Genomic DNA, 19002 nt, shown 5'->3' on the forward strand with positions numbered 1-19002 from the left:
GGCGCCAATTTCTACACCGGCGAGAGGCGCCAATTTCTACACCGGCGAGATCCAGATCGACGGCGATCTCGTCGCCGCCCTCGGCGACCGCAAGCTCCAGCCCGGAATGCCGGTCGAGGTCTTCATCACCACCGAGGAACGCACCGCGCTCTCGTTCCTGACGAAACCCTTCGCAGACCACGCCAACAGGATCTTCAAGGAACGCTGAAACAGAGCCCTACGGGGGGAGGGGCTGTGCCCGCCCCTCTTGGAGCACTCATTGCCGCAAGGCCGCCTCGATCCCGGCGGCAATGGCAAACAGGGTGCGATCGCCGCCGGTCTCGCCGGTCAGCATCAATCCGACCGGAGCCTCGCCAAGCTTATGGCAGGGCAGGCTGATCGCGCAGCGATCAAGGAAGTTGCCGAGGCTCGGGTTGCGCAACAGCAGCCCGTTCAGCCGGAAATACTCGGGATCCTCCGTCAGATCGTCCAGGCGCGGCGCCATGATCGGGCAGGTCGGCATCAGCAGCGCGTCGTAGCCTGCGGTAAGCGCATCCATTGCCGCGATGATCTCGCGCCGGGCCAGGACGAGATCGAGATAATCGGCGGCCAGCGCCTGTGCGCCGGTCGCGATCCGGCTGCTGACGCGGGGGTCGTAAAGCTCGCCCTTCGTTTCGAGCAGCGCGCGGTGCCAGGCGAAAGCCTCGGGCGCCGCGAAGCCGAACTTGCTGTTGGCCTTGCCAATTGCCCCGAGCGGCGCGAAATCAACATCGCTGATCAGCGCGCCAAGCGCGCTCAGGCGGCTGACTGCGCGGTCGAAAGCGGCGGACACGGTTGCATCCATGCCATCCCTGACGATCTGGGTCGGGATGGCAAGGCGCAGACCCGCAATAGGGCGTGGCAGCGGCGGCGCAAGAGAGTCGGCCGCCAGGACGCCGTCAACAATGGCGCAACAGGCCACGCTGGCGCCGAGCGGCCCCAATGAAYCAAGGCTGCTCGACAACGGGACGACGCCATCGAGCGGCACCCGTCGCGCTGTCGGCTTGTAGCCGACAATGCCGCAGAGCGCGGCCGGAATCCGGCATGAGCCGCCCGTGTCACTGCCGAGTGCAACCGGTGCCATGCCATCGGCAACCGCCACGCCGGAGCCCGACGAGCTGCCACCCGGAATGCGGCGTGAGGCGCGATCCCAGGGACTGAGCGGCGTTCCATAATGTGGATTGGCACCGATTCCCGAATAGGCGAATTCGGTCATGTTGGTCCGGCCGATCGGGATGAACCCGGCCGAAATCATGCGTGCGATCGTCGGCGCATGAGCCTTCGCCGGCGCGCAATCGGCCAGTGCACGTGAGCCAGCCATGCTCCGTTCGCCGGCAACGTCGAAGAGGTCCTTCACGGCGAAGGGAATGCCGGCGAATGGGCCGGCCGCACGGCCGACCCGCCGCAAGCCGTCATGGGCATCAGCCGACGCCCGGGCGCTGACTGCCGAGACCGAGATGAAGGCGCGTCGACCTTCGCCCGCCGGATCTGAAATCCGTTCGAGGCATTCCTCCACCAGCGCACGGGCGGTGATCGTTCCACCGGCCAGAGCTTCAGCACAATCCTGCAACGTGCGCATGGTCATCGATTCCCCGAAGCAGCCATCATGTCAGGCTGTATCCGGGCTGACGGTCGAAATCCATTCCTGGCGACCATGGCTCTGCCATGCATTTCGAGGCGCGCGGTCCCGCATCAATCAAGCCTGCTCCAAGACAATGAGCCAGTGTCCCGAACGGTTGGAATATCGGCAAGCGGAGAGGTCGCTAATCTACTTTGGCACGTTGCCATAAGAGGCTGTCGTGAATGACCTATTTGATTTATCGATCGACTGATTTCCTGATCGGCTGGCCATTCGGCAAGCAAGGCCGCGCCCGGATCAGGGGATCGAGGATCATATAGTTTGGTTCCATAATATGTCTTATGCGAATCAAGGCGGCGCCCTTCGGAGCACCGATCGAGCCCTCCTTCGGATCCGAGACTGACGGAGCTCATACCGACGGCGACAAGCGCTTGAGCCGTCGCATTGCGGCGTAAGCTGCCCTGCTGCTGGCATGGACGGACGATTGGCCGCTGCAACCCCGATGCGCTGCCGAGAGATGTTCTCGTGGCCCGGCCGGTCCTGACAGCACCAGTGTGGTGCAGGAACGAGTGGTGGATCCGGAAACCATCCGCCTCATGCGCATGGATGCTCGGGAATCCGAAAACCCGATCGGTCTCCCTGAACCATCATTGTGGGCTGCTTCAGCGAAGGCCGCGCCTCGGATGGTATTTCCAGGTTTGCAGCGCCTCGAGAAACGCCTGGAACTTCGACAGGCGGGCGAACTCATTGCGCGCGGGCTGCGCGTTGTAGTGGCTCGAAGGCAGGACCGCGATACCATGACTGCGCGAGATGCAGCCGCTCACAACTTGAAAGTCAGTGGTAAGAATATTCCCGTAAAGGCCTAGTTTGGTTTGCTTTTTATCTTAGCGAAGCGCGCTCGGCTGTGCCGGGTGGGCTTGGGCGAGCGCTCTTTCGACTTCATACGAGTGGCCGAAGGATTCCTACAGCGACGATCGCTCCTGAGGTCGCAAGGTTCAGCCTGCGCGCTATATTCCGCCACGCTGTGGCGCCCTGTTCTGCCACGCCCTATCTGTTGCTCAGGACGCAAGCTCATGCCCAATCTGGCCATGATGCGTGGCTAGGCTCTAGAATGCTGAAAGCACCTTAAGTGGAGCTGCGGACATGAGGCGTGACGATCATCAGAGCTGGATGTGGTCGGAAGCGATCGCGATGCTGACGCGGGCCGAGCATCTGCACCGACAGTTCTTCCAGCCACGCCAGGCGGCCCAACAGGTGTCCTGGGTCCCACCGGTCGACTTACTCGAGCTCGAGACGGAGGTCCTGATCCTGGTCGCCTTGCCGGGAGTGTGCACCGACCAGGTCGAAATCGCCATCGAAGACGGCGAACTCGTCGTGGTGGGGCGCCGCACCCTGCCCTCGGAGCTCCGCACCGCGACTATCCATCGGCTTGAGATTCCCCAGGGCCATTTCGAGCGCCGCGTCCGTCTGCCCCCAGGACGCTACGCGGCCGTGACGCGCAGCGACGCGAATGGCTGCCTGGTGCTCAGCCTGCAGAAATCGATTTGAGGTCGAGAGCCGTTCGCGAACAGGTGCCTGGGAGGGATTCATGCCGAGCGAGGATCGAGAGCAGGAAACCGAACAGCCGGCGGCATCGGTCGCTCATCCCACGGCGCCTTCGACCGTGCCTTCCGATGCCCTGATCATCGTTCCGGTCCGCGACATGGTTCTCTTCCCCGGAACGGTATTCCCGATCACGATCGGACGAGAGCGTTCGGTCCTTGCGGCCCAGCAGGCGCTTCGCGAAGAGCGACCGGTCGGCATTCTGATGCAGCGCGACTCCGAGATCGAGAATCCGGCGCCTGCGGACCTGCACCGGGTGGGAACGGTCGCCAATATCCTCCGTTATATCAACACGCCGGACGGCAGCCATCACCTTGTCCTGCAAGGGGAGCAACGCTTCAGCCTGGTCGAGTTTGTGGTCGAGAACCCCTTCTTCGCGGCGCGTGTGTTGCGGATCGAGCAGCCCGATCTCCTCACACCGGAGATCGAGGCTCATACACTCCATCTGCGTCAACAGGCGCTCGAGGCGCTGCAACTCCTCCCGCAGGTGCCGCAGGAACTGCTTGCGGCCRTTCAATCGGCCGTTTCGCCCACGGCCCTGGCCGATCTCGTCGCCGCCTATCTGGATATCACGGTCGACGAGAAGCAGGAGCTCCTCGAGACCATCGACATCACCAAGCGCATGGACAGGATCTCGCATTTCCTGGCCCGGCGGATCGAAGTTTTGCGGCTGACCCAGGAAATCGGCCGCCAGACCAAGGAATCGCTCGATGCGCGCCAACGCGAAGCGATCCTGCGCGAGCAGATGGCAGCGATCCAGCGCCAACTGGGTGAGACGGACGGCAGAGGGCCGGAGGTCGCCGAGCTCACCGAAGCGATCGCGAGGGCCGGGATGACGCCGGAAGCGGAAGAGGTCGCGCGCAAGGAATTGCGCCGCTACGAGCGCTTGCCGGAGGCCGCGGCCGAGGCGGGCATGGTTCGCACCTATCTCGACTGGCTGATCGAGCTGCCCTGGGCCCTCCCCGATGAGAAACCGATCGATCTGGCTGCCGCCCGCCAGATTCTCGACGAGGATCATTTCGGGCTCGACAAGATCAAGCGCCGCATCATCGAATACCTCGCAGTGCGGAAGCTCGCTCCGGGAGGCAAGGCGCCGATCCTGTGTTTCGTCGGCCCGCCCGGTGTCGGCAAGACCTCGCTCGGTCAGTCGATCGCGCGAGCCATGGGGCGCCCCTTTTCGCGTGTGAGCCTGGGCGGCGTCCATGACGAGGCCGAAATCCGGGGCCATCGCCGAACCTATATCGGCGCCCTGCCCGGCAACATCATCCAGGCGATCCGCAAGGCCAAGGCGCGCAATTGCGTGATGATGCTCGACGAGATCGACAAGATGGGCCGGGGCATCCAGGGCGATCCCTCCGCCGCCATGCTGGAAGTGCTGGACCCGGAGCAGAACGCGACCTTCCGTGATAACTATCTCGGCGTCCCGTTCGATCTCTCCCGCGTCGTGTTCCTCACCACCGCCAACATGCTCGACACGATCCCCGGGCCGCTGCTCGATCGCATGGAGATCATCAGCCTCTCCGGATACACCGAAAGCGAAAAGCTTCAGATCGCGCGGCGTTATCTTCTGCGCCGACAGTTCGAGGCCAACGGTCTCGCGCCTGGGCAGGTCGAGATCGACGACGTATCGCTGCGGCGGATTATCCATGACTACACCCGCGAGGCCGGAGTGCGCGGCCGCGAACGCGAGATCGGCCGCGCACTGCGCCACGCGGCGGTACAGATCGCCGAAGGCAGCGCCACGCAGGTTCGCATCGGGGCCGATGATCTGGCGATGATCCTCGGTCCGCCCCGTTTCGAGAACGAGGTCGCCATGCGCACAAGCGTACCCGGCGTTGCCACCGGGCTGGCCTGGACGCCGGTTGGTGGCGACATCCTCTTCATCGAGGCGACCCGCATTCCCGGAAGGGGCAACCTGATCCTGACCGGCCAGCTTGGCGACGTGATGCGCGAAAGCGCCCAGGCCGCCCTCAGTGTGGTCAAGAACCGTGCTTCATCACTGGGCATCGACCCCGCCATGTTCGCCGAGAGCGATATCCATATTCACGTCCCCGCCGGCGCTACGCCCAAGGATGGGCCAAGCGCCGGGGTTGCCATGTTCACCGCGCTGGTTTCGCTCCTGACCCGCCGTACTGTGCGAAGCGACACCGCCATGACGGGAGAGATCAGCTTGCGCGGGCTGGTTCTGCCGGTTGGCGGCATCAAGGAGAAGGTCGTCGCGGCTGCAGCAGCCGGGCTCACCCGCGTCATGCTGCCAGCCCGCAACCGCCGCGATTTCGAGGACATCCCGGAGGATGCCCGCAAGAGGCTCGAATTCATCTGGCTGGAAAAGGTCGATGACGCGATGACGGCCGCGCTCGAGGACAAGCCGGCAGATCAGGCTGCTGCGGCTGAGTGAGGACGTCATCAGGCCACGCCACGGCCCTCCCCTCAATTTCGTGGCGCCATTTCCTGTTCTACCCTGGGTCGCTTAACCCAGCGTAAGGATCGCGGCAGGCAGTATCCTCCCGCCCGATTGGACGGCTGAGGCAACGGACGATGTCATTCGGAAGGAAGCAGCAACAAGACCCCGCTGTGCAGGAGGCCGGCAGCGCGGTTGCGACGCGGGCTGGGCGCGTCGCCAATGCCTTGCTCATTCTTGTCCTGGTGCTGCCGATTGTGACCGCAGCGAGCATCTTCGTATCCGTGAATTTTCATCTCTGGCGCGCGACCCCGTCATTCGATCCCCTGCTGACAAAAATCGAATCGGCGCAACGCGCGAGCGGCGTCGTCTCCGGTGACGATGCCGAGGCGCTGAAACGGCTCTTCCAGCGCCTCGAGGGCATGACCGCGCAATCTGCCGAGGCCAGGAATACGGACATGGTGCATGTCGTCTTCCACGCCGTCACTGCGGCCGAAACGACCGCAGTGACCTCTGAGGCGCAGGCCAAGCTCCCCGGCAAATCGGACCCGCAGGCCATTGCCCTGGACCTGTCCAACATTGGCGCGTCTGCCGTCGTCCTCATAGCCGACAGGCCAGCTCTATTGCAGATCAGCGGGGCACTCCCGAGCCAGCGGGCGAAGATTGGCGTCGAAGGACCGTTTGCGTTTGATCTCGCCGGAGCCAGGGATGGACTGCTCGCAGGGTTTCGCGTCGGTGCCTTTGGGGCCGGGGACGTGGCAAGCCCGGGAGACTATTCCCGTTTCCAAACGGATAGACCCCGGCAGCGACTGGTCTGCGCGGCGCTGGACAGATGGCAGCGCTATTTCGGCATCTCCAGAGAGAATTTGCGCGTCTGGTCGACCACGAACGCACGCCGGATCGAGATCGGCCAACGAAGCGTGAAGGCGGATACTCGCATTGATCCGGACGGGTACGGCGCAACCAGCGTCTGCCCACGATAGGACGCCGGCATCTGCCCGATAAGACAACACGAGTGTAGCGGGATCGAGACCATGTCGTTCGGTAAGAGGAAGCCTCCGACCACGGATGTCAAAAGCGGTGGCGCTGAGGCAAGCTCTCGCGGTCCCCTAGGCGGGAGCGGCGGTCCTGGCATAGGCTTGGCCGACATTGCAATCGGCGTGGTCGCCATTCTCGTGAGCTTTTCTGGCGCCTATTTCTTGCTGGGGCGCAGCTCCAGCCCCCTACCCCCGACTGCTCCGGCCGTTGTTGCGGGCTTCGGTTCCGATCCCGTTGCGGTTGCGCGGTCCTACAACAAGCAAGGACCGGTGCCGTTCATCGTCGGCCAGTCCTGGATGATGACGCTTGAGATGCAGCAAACTGCCGATGGCTTCAGTGCGATCGACAGCGAACTGCACGAACGCTGCATGAAGCCCACGAGCAGAGATGCCGCAGCCTACGCGGAAAAACGCGGGCAGACATTCCTGGGACCAGAGAAAGGAGCGGAATTCCTGGCGTGCACGATGCGCATCTACAAGAACCGATTTTGCGACGACCAATACCGCAACCGCTTGGTCGCACGGCTAAGCGAATTCGTTCGCGCGCGGCGGGAACACATTTCCATGGTAAAGAATGTCCGCGAAAGCGAGATGGGTCGAATGATCGTCGCTGTCGATAGTGCCGACAGARGCCGCGGCAATGACGTTACCTCGGGCTATCAACCGTCTGCCTTCGTGCCGGAGCCGCTCGCCGAACAGATCCGCCTCTTGTCGCGAGCCGGATTCGTCACTCAGAAGGATTTCACTGGCCTGTTCAGCTCCACCCCGGCTGAATTGAAATCCTATCTCCAATCCGACGGCAAAGCGCCTTGCGGGTAGCCCGAACCCGCAGGCACGGCGCGACATCTCAGGGCGATGGCAACGCTCTTGCAAGCTGGTTGGAGCACCGCTGCGATATCCAGGCCCCAACGCCATGCTTCCACACGGCAGATTTCTCCTCGACATGATTCGTTTTGCGGCAAACCCGGTCCCTTACGTAGGACAGCCGACGATCCGTGTCGCAAATGCAGGCGCGGTTCCCGGGCCGGCAGATTGACGCAGTCGCCCGACAACGCGACCGCGAGGCTATCCGAACATTTGTAGAAATCGGACGATAATCGAGCAATGCGACCAATATTTAGGCAGGGCTTCGTTCTTGGCGCTCCAGGCTGTAGACATTATCAGTCGTTACTCGCTGTCATACGTAGCGTCATCAATCGATTTGTTAATATATCTGCATATTGTTGATATCATTCGATCAGGATCGGCGCAAAATATCGGTCGATACTCCAAATATGCGATGGATATAATCTACAAGAGGACGAAATAGTGCCGCAGCGGCATACGCACGCGGCCGCCAGTTTCCGGAAAGTCATCTTGACGCCGCCGGTCCAGAGTTTCACTATTCCAAAGAGAACAAGGGCGAATATGTCGCCTTCTGGGAGGTCCGGATGCTTCAAGAGCTATCGCGCCGCCAGTTTTTGAGAGGCGCAGGAACGGGACTGGCTGGAACAGCCATAGCAGCGCTGGGGTTCGGGGAGTCGGAGCAGGCGCTGGCTCAGGCCGTGCGCCCCTTCAAGCTGGCGCAAACCACCGAGACGCGAAATACCTGCCCCTATTGCTCTGTCGCCTGCGGCGTCATCATGTACGGCCTGGGCGATAGATCGAAAAACGCCCATTCGGCGATCATCCATATCGAGGGCGATCCGGATCATCCGACGAACCGCGGTACCCTCTGCCCCAAGGGCTCGGCCCTGCTCGATTTCGTCCATGCCGAGACGCGCACGAAATTCCCACAATATCGCGGCCCCGGCCAACGTGACTTCAAGCGCATCAGCTGGGCGGAGGCGCTCGACMGCATAGCGCGGMTGATGAAGGACGACCGCGACAAGAATTTCATCGCCACCAATCAGGATGGTGTGACGGTCAATCGCTGGCTGTCCACCGGGTTCCTGGCGGCCTCGGCGACGACCAACGAAACCGCCTTTATGACCTACAAGGTGGTGCGAAGCACCGGGATGCTGGCGTTCGACAATCAGGCGCGCGTTTGACACGGACCGACGGTGGCCAGTCTGGCCCCAACATTCGGTCGCGGTGCGATGACGAACTCCTGGACGGACATCAAGAACACCGATCTCGTCGTCATCATGGGCGGCAATGCCGCCGAGGCGCATCCTTGCGGCTTCAAATGGGTCACTGAAGCGAAAGCCCAGCGGGGCGCGAAGCTGATCGTCGTCGATCCACGTTTCACGCGCTCGGCGTCCGTCGCTGATTTCTATGCGCCGATCCGGCAGGGCACGGATATCGCCTTCCTCCTGGGGGTGATGAAGTACTGCATCGTTAACGACACGATCCAGCACGACTATGTGCGCGCCTTCACCAACGCGCCGTACCTCGTGAAGGAAGGCTTTGGTTATCAGGAGGGTCTGTTCACCGGTTACGACGAAGCCAAGCGCGATTACGACCGCTCAAGCTGGGAATACGAGCTCGGTCCGGACGGTTACGTGCAGATCGACGAGACGCTGCAGCATCCGCGAAGCGTCTACCAGCTCCTGAAGACCCACATCGCGGCCTACACGCCGGAGATGGTTGAACGCATCTGCGGAACGCCGAAGGACAAGTTCCTGACGATCTGCAAGATGATCTCGGAGACGTCGGCGCGCGACAAGGTCATGACGTCGATGTATGCGCTCGGCTGGACCCAGCACTCCAAGGGCTCGCAGAACATCCGCTCGATGGCGATGCTGCAGCTGCTGCTCGGCAATATCGGCATGCGTGGCGGCGGCATGAATGCGTTGCGCGGCCACTCCAACATCCAGGGCCTGACCGATATCGGCCYGATGTCGAACCTGATCCCCGGCTATCTGACCCTGCCGACGGACAAGGAGGTCGATTTCACGACCTATATGAGCACGCGCGGCTTCAAGCCGCTGCGCCCCAACCAGATGAGTTACTGGCAGAACTACAAGAAGTTCATGGTGAGCTTCCTGAAGTCGATGTGGGGCAATGCGGCGACGCCGGAGAACGATTTCGCCTATCAATGGCTGCCGAAGCTCGACGTGCCGGGCTACGACGTGCTGCGCACCTTCGAACTGATGAACCAGGGGAAGGTGAACGGTTATTTCTGCCAGGGCTTCAATCCGCTGCTGTCCTTCCCCAATCGGGGCAAGGTCACGGCTTCGCTCTCCAAGCTGAAATTCCTCGTCGTGATGGACCCGTTGCAGACGGAGACATCGCGTTTCTGGAAGGACGAGGGCGTCTTCAACGACGTCAAGCCTGAGGCCATCCAGACCGAGGTGTTCGAGCTGCCGACGACCTGCTTCGCAGAAGATGAGGGCTCGCTCGTCAACTCCGGCCGCTGGCAGCAATGGCACTGGCCGGGAGCCGAACCTCCCGGCGAGGCCAAGAGCGACACCTGGATCATGGGGCAGCTCCATCTCCGCTTGCGGGCGCTCTACCAGAAGGAAGGCGGCGCCTTCCCTGATCCGATCCTCAACCTGCACTGGCCCTATCGGATACCTGACGATCCGATGCCGGACGAGCTGGCGAAGGAGATGAACGGCTACGTCGTCTCGACCGTCACCGACCCGGTCGATCCGAGCAAGATCGTGCTGGAGAAGGGCAAGTTGGTCGATACGTTCGGGCAGCTGCGCGATGACGGATCGACGGCGTGCGGCTGCTGGATCTACTCTGGCTCCTGGACCGAGCGGGGCAACATGATGGCCCGCCGGGATACGAGTGACCCCGGCAATACCGGCGYCTATGCCAACTGGGCGTTCGCCTGGCCGGCCAACAGGCGCATCCTCTACAATCGCGCCTCCGCCGATATCGACGGAAAGCCGTGGGATCCCAGGCGCAGGCTGATCGAGTGGAATGGCAGCAGTTGGACCGGGTTCGACGTGCCGGACATCGCGCCGGCGGCCAAGCCGCAGGATGTCGGCCCCTTCATCATGAACCCCGAGGGCACCGCGCGGCTGTTCTCGCGGGGCATGATGAAGGACGGCCCCTTCCCGGCCCATTACGAGCCGTTTGAGAGCCCGGTCACCAATGTCATGGCGCCCAAGATCCGCGGCAACCCGGCCGCTCGCATCTTCAAGGACGATCTGGCGGCGCTCGGAACTTCGGACAAGTTCCCTTATGCGGCGACATCCTACCGCCTGACCGAGCACTTCCACTTCTGGACCAAGCATGTCTGGGTCAATGCGGTGCTGCAGCCGGAGTTCTKCGTCGAGATCAGCGAACAACTGGCCGCGGAGAAGAACATCCAGCCCGGCAGCTGGGTGAAGGTCTCGTCCAACCGTGGTTCCGTGCATGCGAAGGCCGTTGTGACCAAGCGCATCAAGCCGATGATTTGCGACGGCAAGACGGTCCATATCGTCGGCATCCCGCTCCATTGGGGCTTCACCGGTGCGGCAAGGAAGGGTTTCGGCCCCAACAGCCTCACTCCGTTCGTCGGCGACGCCAACATCGAGACGCCCGAGTTCAAGGCGTTCCTGGTGAATGTCGAGCCGAGCAACGGGCCGGTCACGAGCTGAGGAGGCGGCGATGGCAGGATTGCAGAGTCAGGACTTCGCCCGCATCTCGGCCACGACCTTCAGGCCGCCGGATGTTCGGCATGATTTCGAGGTCGCGAAGCTTATCGACGTCTCGAAATGCATCGGCTGCAAGGCATGCCAGGCGGCATGCCTTGAATGGAACAACCTGCGCGAGGAAGTCGGCTTCAACATCGGCGTCTATGACAACCCGCACGATCTGACGCCGAATACCTGGACGCTGATGCGTTTCACCGAATGGGAGAATGCGGAGAGCGGCAATCTGGAATGGCTGATCCGCAAGGATGGTTGCATGCATTGCGCCGATCCGGGCTGCCTCAAGGCCTGCCCCGCCCCCGGCGCCATCGTCCAGTACAATAACGGTATCGTCGACTTCGTCTCCGAGAACTGCATTGGCTGCGGCTATTGCGTGAAGGGTTGCCCCTTCAACATCCCGCGCATCAGCCAGACCGATCACAAGGCCTATAAGTGCACGCTCTGTTCCGACCGGGTTTCGGTTGGCCAGGCGCCGGCCTGCGCCAAGGCCTGCCCCACCGGCGCGATCGTCTTCGGCACCAAGGCCGCGATGCTGAACTATGCGGAGGGCCGGATTACCGACCTGAAGTCCCGCGGCTTCAAGAATGCCGGCATCTACGATCCGCCGGGCGTCGGCGGCACGCATGTGATGTACGTGCTGCACCATGCCGACAGGCCGCAGCTCTACGCCAACCTTCCGCAGAACCCCAGGATCAGCCAGGTCGTTGAGCTCTGGAAGGGACTGACCAAATATACCGGCATGGCTGTCGTGGGTTTCGCCGCCATGTTCGCCTTCGTCCATGCGACCGTCGCAAGACGCAACGATGTCAGCCGTGCGGAAGATCGCGAGGCCGAGCATCTGATCGACGAGGAGGCAGCCCGTGGCCGTGAGGCGTGAGGAGGAGCGCACGACCGTCGACCGCTACCCCGGCCGCGTGCGCGTCAATCACTGGGTGACGGCGATCTCCCTGATCCTGCTTGCGCTCAGCGGGGCCGCCCTGTTTCACCCGTCGCTGTTCTTCCTGTCGAGCTTCTTCGGTGGAGGCTCGAATACACGGATGCTGCATCCCTGGATCGGCGTGGTACTGCTGCTGAGCTTTGCCATCCTGTTCGTCCAGATGGTCCGCTACAATTTCTGGACCCGTGTCGATACAGAATGGATGCGCCATATCGGCGATGTGATGGCCGGGCGCGAGGAGAATCTCCCCGAAATCGGCAAGTATAACGGAGCGCAAAAGCTCGTCTTCTGGCTGATGACGCTGATGATCCTCGTCCTGTTCGGGACAGGTCTGATGATCTGGTACGAGTATTTCGGAACCAGCTTCACCATCGAACAGCAGCGCTTCGCCCATATCGTGCATGCACTCGCGGCAATCGCGATGCTGCTGGTCGTCATCGTCCATATCTATGCCGGCTTCTATGTGCGCGGCACGATCAACGCGATGACGGAGGGCAAGGTGACGGGTGGCTGGGCCTTCCGGCATCATCGGCTCTGGCTCCGGCGCGAGGCCCGCAAGGGCGTCATCGACGAGCGGCAGGTGCCCCCGCGCCGTCATGGCATAGGTCCGGCGGAATAGAATTTCGCGGGGCAGCTTCGGCTGCTCCGCCTCGACGTGGCCCGTGCGGTTCGTGAGGTTGATGCTTGATGAGTGACAGCCAGGATTTTGCGACCTTTGAAGATGTCGGCATCGCCGAACGCGACAAGCCCCCCTTCGTCCGGCTTCCAGACCCACGCTTGATGTTCGGGCTGCGCGCCATGCGCTTCGCAGCCCTGGCACCGGGGCACCAGCTCCAGCCCTATCTGACCTTCCTTGCGGCGCTCTCAACCGCCCAGGAGCAGTTGGCGGGCGTGATCGCTCCGCCCTCGATGCCCTCCCTCGCCGAACAACGGAGCCGAGCGGCCAACGCGATGCCTCTGCTGCCGCGTACGGAGTTGGCCTTGGACGAGGCGACGTCCACTTGTTTCGCAGGGCTTCTCGTTCTGCTCGAAGACGTCATCATGCCGGAGCTTGCTCGCGCCGCGTTGAACCGGGCGAAGGAAGCGGACAGCGCCGCCCGCGGTACCATGTTCGCAGCCGTGCTCGACGACGCCGTGCCTGCAGAGACTGCCGCCGAACACATCTTCGCGGCTGCGGCCCTGCAAGTCGTTGGAGCTCTGCGCGCTGCGCTGCTCGACGCCACCCTGCCCCAGCCCGTCGCCGACGGCGTCTGCCCGTGCTGCGGCGGCCCGCCTGTCGCCAGCGCGGTCATGGCCACGGCGAACATCGAAGGTGTTCGCTATGTCCAGTGCTCGCTTTGCGCAACGCAGTGGAACCATGTCCGGGTGAAATGCGTCTCCTGCGGCTCGACCAAGGGCATCGCCTATCAGGCCATCGAAGGGATCGCTGACACGATCAAGGCAGAGACCTGCGACGAGTGCCGGACCTACCTGAAGATCCTGAACCAACGGAAGGATGCGGAGTTGGAGCCAGTGGCCGACGATGTCGCGAGCCTCGGCCTCGACCTTCTGGTCTCGGAAGCAGGATGGCGCCGTGCCGGCGTAAACCCTTTCCTGCTCGGCTACTGATCATGCGTCTCCCGGAGGGAGCCTGATGAACCGACCCGAACGCTTCCGCCCGCCATCGGTGGATGAGGTGCTACGCAGTCCGCATTGCGAGCTCGCCCTTGCACGCCACGGCCGACCGGCGACCACACAGGCTGTCCGTCAGGTTCTGGAGCGGATGCGGCAAACTGAACCGCCGCACCCTGCTCCCGTCAAGGCGATCGCCGAGCGCGCGCTGGCTTGCCTGGAGGATCAGGAGCGGCCGTCGCAACGACCGGTCATCAACCTCACCGGCACGGTGCTGCACACCAATCTCGGCCGCGCCCTGCTGGCGGAGGAGGCGATCGACGCCGTCATCACGGCGATGCGCTCCCCGACCAACCTCGAATACGACATCGAGGCCGGCAAGCGCGGCGAGCGCGACGCGCATGTCCGCGACCTCGTCCGCGAACTGACGGGGGCCGAGGACGCGCTGCTCGTCAACAACAACGCCTCCGCCGTGCTGCTCGTGCTCAACACCTTCGCCCGGGACCGCGAGGCCATCGTCTCGCGCGGCGAGCTGATCGAGATCGGCGGTGCCTTCCGCATGCCCGACATCATGGCGCGTGCTGGCGCGACCCTGCGCGAGGTCGGCACGACCAACCGGACGCATCTGCGCGATTATGCCGAGGCAATCGGCTTCGCGACGGGGCTGATCATGAAGGTCCATACATCGAATTACATGGTGCAGGGTTTCACCGCTGCCGTTGAGCCCGCAGAGCTCGCGGCGCTGGCGCATCAGCATGACCTCCCCTTCGTCGATGATCTCGGCTCCGGCACGCTGATCGACCTCGCGCGCTGGGGGCTGCGCCATGAGAAGACGGTGCAGGATGCACTGAAGGGCGGCGCGGACCTCGTCACCTTCTCGGGCGACAAGCTGCTCGGCGGACCGCAGGCCGGCTTCATCGCTGGCCGCAAGGAACTGGTGGCCCAGCTCGCGAAGAACCCGCTCAAGCGCGCCCTGCGCCTCGACAAGCTGCGCCTTGCTGCGCTTGAAGCCACGTTGAAGCTCTACCGCAACCCCGACCGGTTGGCCGACAGGCTGCCGACGCTGCGCTTGTTCACGCGCCCAGTAGCCGCACTGCGCATCCTGGCCGAGCGCGTGCAGCCGCACGTCGCCGACGTTCTTGGCTCCGGCTGGATCGTCGAAATCGCCGATTGCTCCAGCCAGATCGGCTCAGGCGCGCTGCCGCTCGAAACGCTGCCGAGCGCCGGCATCACGATGAAGCCATCCGGCAAGGCCTCCGGCGCGGCGCTGGACAAACTCGCCGCCGCCTTTCGCGCCCTGCCACTGCCCGTGATCGGGCGCATCGCTCAAGGCGCGCTGGTCTTCGACCTGCGCTGCCTTGAGGACGAGGACGCCTTCATCGGCCAATTGCCCTTGTTGAATCCCGAGGCCRGCGATGCCCTTGCTTGACCGCCTCCTCCGTCGCGACCGGTCGCCGCCGGCCGACACCACTACGGCGATGGCTGCCGCCTCGGCGGCGGTCGAGCGTGGAGATTACGGTGCGGCTCTGGCCATCTGGGGTCCGCTCGCTCATGCCGGCCTGGCGCGCGCCCAGAACAATATCGGCGCCTGCTTCGCCGAGGGACTGGGCGTCGAGCCCGATCCGGCGCTCGCGCTGCGCTGGCTCTCGCTCTCGGCCGAAAGCGGCGATCCGGTCGGCCAGCGCAATCTCGCTGCCCTGCATTTCAAGGGCGACGGCGTCGCGCAAAGCGACGCCGAGGCGTCCCGGCTCTACCGGCTCGCGGCCGAACAGGGTGATGCGCCGGCGCAGGACATGCTCTCCTGGATGCTCCTTGAGAGCGGCAGCGCGGCCGACCTGCCCGACGCCCTGCGCTGGGCGGAAGCCGCGGCCGGGGCCGGGATCGCTGCCAGCATGACCCGGCTCGGGATGATGCATCACGAGGCGCTCGGCGTAGAGCGGAATCCGGTGCTGGCGGCGCAGTGGTGGCAGCGCGGCGCCGAAGCCGGCGACGCCGACGCGAAGGCCATGCTCGGCGCCGCGACACTGCTCGGCCAAGGCGTCACGAAAGATGCTGCCCGCGCTCTCGGCCTTCTGCTGGACGCCGAGCGCTGCGGCAGCCTGCTCGCCGCCCCCTTCATCAAGGCAGCGCGCGCGGCCGTCGCGCCCGAAGAGGCCGCGCCATGATCATCGGCACGGCGGGCCATATCGATCATGGCAAGACTTCGCTGGTGAAACGCCTGACCGGCGTCGATACCGATCGTCTCAAGGAGGAGAAGGAGCGTGGCATCACCATCACGCTCGGCTTTGCCTTTTGGCCGCAGCGGGATGGCCGGATCGTCGGGTTCATAGATGTGCCTGGTCACGAGAAATTCGTGCACACGATGCTGGCCGGCGCCTCCGGCATCGATTTGCTGCTGCTCGTCGTGGCGGCCGATGACGGGGTGATGCCGCAGACGCGCGAGCATGTCGACATCGCCCGCTTGCTCGGCATTGGCCAAGCCGTCGTCGCGATCACCAAATCCGACCTCGTCGAAGCGGCGCGCCTCGCCGCGTTGCACAGCGAGATCGGCATACTGCTTGCTGATACGCCATTCCCTGACGCACCGATCCTGCCGGTCTCGAGCGTGACCGGGTCGGGTATCGCCGAGCTTGCCGCGATGCTGAGCCAACGAGCCCAATCCTCGCATATGCGCCGTGGTGATGGCGCCTTCCGCCTGGCCGTGGATCGCTGTTTCACACTCGCCGGCGCCGGCACGGTCGTCACCGGTACGGTCCTCTCCGGAGCGGTCGCAGTCGGCGACAGCATCATTGTCTCCCCTTCAGGCATCCCGGCACGCGTGCGCTCGATCCACGCCCAGAACCTCCCCACTGAGCGAGGTACGGCCGGCGATCGCTGTGCTCTCAATCTCGCGGGGTCGGAGATATCAAAGGACGCGATCCATCGTGGCGATATGATTGTCGCTTCGCATCTGCATGCTCCGGCCACGCGGATCGACGCCGAACTCACAATCGTCGCATCCGAGAAGAAGCCGCTGGCGATGTGGCAACCGGTGCGGCTGCACCATGCGGCGACCGAGGTGGGCGCCCGCATCGTCCTGCTTGGCGGCGAGATCGCGCCCGGCGCGACGGCGCTGGTACAGCTCGTGCTCGACAGCCCGATCGCGGCCGCCACGCTTGATCGCTTCGTGCTGCGCGACACCAGCGCCTCACGGACGATCGGCGGTGGCCGCTTCCTCGACTTGCGCGCGCCGGAGCGTCGGCGCCGAAGCCCGGAGAGGCAGGCCCAGCTGTTCGCCCTAGCCGAGACCGACGATGCGGAGGCGCTGGCAAGGCTGCTCGACGAGCCACCCTATCATGCCGAGCTGGAGGCCTTCGCGCGTGACCGCGCTCTGGGGCCCGGGCAGTCCGAGGCACTGGCGGTCAGGCTCGGCCTTGTGCCAATCGGTGCTTCGGTCATGCTCCCGCAGAGCTGGAAGAACCTCTCCGGCTCGGTGATCGAGATATTGAAAGCCTATCACGCCGACCACCCCGACCAGCCGGGAATGGGGCTGGAAAKGCTGCGATTGGCCGTGACGCCGCGCTTGCCTGCCGCCGTCTTCCGCACGGCGCTGACCCGGCTGGCGCATGCCGGTGAACTCGTCGTCATCGGTTCCTGGATCAGGCGGCCCGAGCACGAAGTCAGGCTGACACCGCAGGATGAGGCGCTCTGGGCACGCGTCGCGCCGTTGATCGGCAGCGGCGAGCGCTTCCGCCCGCCCCGCGTACGCGACGTCGCCCAGATCCTCGGTTGCCGCGAGGAGGATATCCGCCGCCTGTTCCGCCTTGCCGGGCGTCGCGGCGACGTCCACGAGCTCGCACTTGACCACTTCTTCCTGCGCGATACGGTCTCCGAAATGGTCGGCGTCGCGGCAGACCTCGCGGCACGCGACCCGGCCGGGTTCAACGCCGCGCAGTTTCGCGACAGGCTCGATAACGGCCGCAAGGTCGCGATCCAGATCCTTGAATTCTTCGATCGCCATGGCGTCACCATCCGCCGCGGCGATCTCAGGCGCATCAACCGTCAGCGGCTCGACCTGTTCGGTCCGCTGACGGTTGATGCGTCGAATGGAGGAGAAGCGTCCCCGGTGGGGCGTCCGGACTTCAAATCCGGGAGGGGCCGTCAGACGGTCTCTGGTGGGTTCGACTCCCATTCTCTTCCGCCAGCTCACTGAGGCGCCATGACCGAAGACACAGACGCGCCGGACCTCAACCTGATCGCGGTCTTCGAGGAAGCGGCTGAAGCTGCCCGGCGGGCCGAGGACGCGTATCGTCGCGAGGCGGCCACGCGGATCGAGGTGCTCGCCCGGGAACGCGCCAACGCCTTCCGCAGGCTCAACCTGATGCGCAGCTCGACCAAAGCCATCGCCGAGGCAGAGGATCCCGACAAGGCGACTGCGCGCGCCAGGTTCATCGTCGCCAGTGCGCTCGGCTGGGACGAGATCGGTCCGCGGCAGGCGCTCATCCTCGACAGGCTGATGCCGGTCTTCGAGGCGATACAGGACGAGATGAGCGCAAGCGAGGGGCCGCCCGGTCGGGGTTCGCAGGCCGCCCTGCTCGCCTTCGAGGACTGGTACCGGGAGGAGACCGGCACGGAGTTCTACGCTCTGTTCGAGCGCTATATGCCGGAGACCCCGCGTGTCGACTTCTAAAGGGCTGGGTACCGATTTCGACGCCTGGCTCGCCAAAGCGTTCCGAAAGGGTCCGTTCACGGCGCTGATCGTGCTGGTCCGCATTGCCGAGCCGAAGGTCGAGCCTCTGCGCTCCACCTATGTCCATGTCATCGGCGACGAGATCGACTGGGGCGACATCATCCTGATGTTTCGCAGCGCCGGCGTGAGCTGGGATGCCGTCGCGTTTTTTCCGACCCGCGCAGAGAAGGGCGGCCCACTCGACGACGCGCTCGCCCGCACGCGTTTGCGCTCGCTGGAAGACGGATTGGAGCGCGACCGGCTGGTCCTGAACCACGGCGAGCTTTTCGACGTCTGGGGGCGCCGGATGCGGGTCGATGAAACCTAGGGAAACGGCCCGAATTGCGGTTTGCGGGAAGGCCGATGCAAACGCGGAAGGTCAGATCATCGGAGCGGATGCGAGATCCGGTCCGATGATCTAGAGCGGATCGACATTCAGCGTAGCCATATCATTGCTGCGGCGAGGTGGACGAAGCCTGTGAAGTGGATGGTTCTGCGGTCGTAGCGTGTGGCGAAGCGGCGGAAGTGCTTGAGGCGATTG

15 protein-coding genes, 1 tRNA gene and 1 pseudogene are annotated in these 19002 nt (G+C 64.0%); 16 read left to right on the forward strand and 1 reads right to left on the reverse strand.

Going from position 1 to position 19002, the window contains the following annotated elements; genetic code table 11:
- Positions 1-208: beta-barrel domain-containing protein (locus AC1D34_RS17755; protein ID WP_476824885.1), on the forward strand; the 208-nt coding region annotated here is incomplete at its 5' end.
- 48 nt (positions 209-256) lie between these two features.
- Here AC1D34_RS17755 and AC1D34_RS17760 read toward each other — a convergent pair.
- Entirely contained in the window at positions 257-1603 is a 1347-nt protein-coding gene (locus AC1D34_RS17760; protein WP_476824886.1) for an amidase, read from the reverse strand.
- Between the two features lie 566 nt (positions 1604-2169).
- Here AC1D34_RS17760 and AC1D34_RS17765 point away from each other — a divergent pair.
- The 15 genes and pseudogenes from AC1D34_RS17765 to AC1D34_RS17835 all read left to right on the forward strand — a co-directional run bounded on the left by AC1D34_RS17765 (position 2170) and on the right by AC1D34_RS17835 (position 18789).
- Entirely contained in the window at positions 2170-2463 is a 294-nt protein-coding gene (locus AC1D34_RS17765; protein WP_476824887.1) for a hypothetical protein, read from the forward strand.
- Positions 2464-2740: 277 nt separating this feature from the next.
- Positions 2741-3145, forward strand: a complete 405-nt coding sequence (locus tag AC1D34_RS17770; protein ID WP_476824888.1) for an Hsp20/alpha crystallin family protein — start codon at positions 2741-2743, stop codon at positions 3143-3145.
- 40 nt (positions 3146-3185) lie between these two features.
- Positions 3186-5597 (forward strand): endopeptidase La, encoded by a 2412-nt coding sequence (gene lon, locus AC1D34_RS17775; protein ID WP_476824889.1) that lies wholly within the window; start codon positions 3186-3188, stop codon positions 5595-5597.
- A 140-nt stretch (positions 5598-5737) separates the two neighbouring features.
- The gene (locus AC1D34_RS17780) at positions 5738-6583 is read left to right on the forward strand and encodes a hypothetical protein (RefSeq protein WP_476824890.1); all 846 of its coding nucleotides are present in this window, start codon (positions 5738-5740) and stop codon (positions 6581-6583) included.
- Between the two features lie 156 nt (positions 6584-6739).
- On the forward strand, positions 6740-7456 hold the full coding sequence (locus AC1D34_RS17785) for a hypothetical protein (RefSeq protein WP_476824891.1): 717 nt from the start codon (positions 6740-6742) through the stop codon (positions 7454-7456).
- A 611-nt stretch (positions 7457-8067) separates the two neighbouring features.
- On the forward strand, positions 8068-11151 hold the full coding sequence (fdnG, locus tag AC1D34_RS17790) for a formate dehydrogenase-N subunit alpha (RefSeq protein WP_476824892.1): 3084 nt from the start codon (positions 8068-8070) through the stop codon (positions 11149-11151).
- Positions 11152-11161: 10 nt separating this feature from the next.
- Positions 11162-12082 carry a formate dehydrogenase subunit beta gene (fdxH, locus tag AC1D34_RS17795; RefSeq protein WP_441491594.1) on the forward strand — a complete coding sequence of 307 codons (921 nt, stop codon included), beginning with the start codon at positions 11162-11164 and terminating at the stop codon, positions 12080-12082.
- The gene (locus tag AC1D34_RS17800) at positions 12066-12761 is read left to right on the forward strand and encodes a formate dehydrogenase subunit gamma (protein ID WP_441491595.1); all 696 of its coding nucleotides are present in this window, start codon (positions 12066-12068) and stop codon (positions 12759-12761) included. Before fdxH ends, AC1D34_RS17800 begins: the two co-directional genes overlap by 17 nt.
- Before the next feature lie 68 nt (positions 12762-12829).
- A complete protein-coding gene (gene fdhE, locus AC1D34_RS17805) occupies positions 12830-13750 on the forward strand; it encodes a formate dehydrogenase accessory protein FdhE (protein ID WP_441491596.1) in 921 nt (306 codons plus the stop codon).
- A 25-nt stretch (positions 13751-13775) separates the two neighbouring features.
- The gene (selA, locus tag AC1D34_RS17810) at positions 13776-15182 is read left to right on the forward strand and encodes an L-seryl-tRNA(Sec) selenium transferase (RefSeq protein ID WP_476824893.1); all 1407 of its coding nucleotides are present in this window, start codon (positions 13776-13778) and stop codon (positions 15180-15182) included.
- Entirely contained in the window at positions 15169-15918 is a 750-nt protein-coding gene (locus tag AC1D34_RS17815) for a tetratricopeptide repeat protein (RefSeq protein ID WP_476824894.1), read from the forward strand. Before selA ends, AC1D34_RS17815 begins: the two co-directional genes overlap by 14 nt.
- A pseudogene (selB, locus tag AC1D34_RS17820) lies at positions 15915-17729 on the forward strand (selenocysteine-specific translation elongation factor); the annotation flags it as partial. The gene AC1D34_RS17815 and the pseudogene selB, both read left to right, overlap by 4 nt.
- A 111-nt stretch (positions 17730-17840) precedes the next feature.
- Positions 17841-17936: transfer RNA gene (locus AC1D34_RS17825), tRNA-Sec, on the forward strand.
- Positions 17937-17951: 15 nt separating this feature from the next.
- Positions 17952-18422, forward strand: coding sequence for a hypothetical protein (locus AC1D34_RS17830; protein ID WP_476824895.1), 471 nt, complete (start codon positions 17952-17954; stop codon positions 18420-18422).
- Positions 18409-18789 (forward strand): hypothetical protein, encoded by a 381-nt coding sequence (locus tag AC1D34_RS17835; RefSeq protein ID WP_441491600.1) that lies wholly within the window; start codon positions 18409-18411, stop codon positions 18787-18789. Before AC1D34_RS17830 ends, AC1D34_RS17835 begins: the two co-directional genes overlap by 14 nt.
- The last annotated feature ends 213 nt before the right edge of the window (positions 18790-19002 follow it).

Source organism: Allobosea sp. P1_A7 (genome assembly GCF_056406775.1).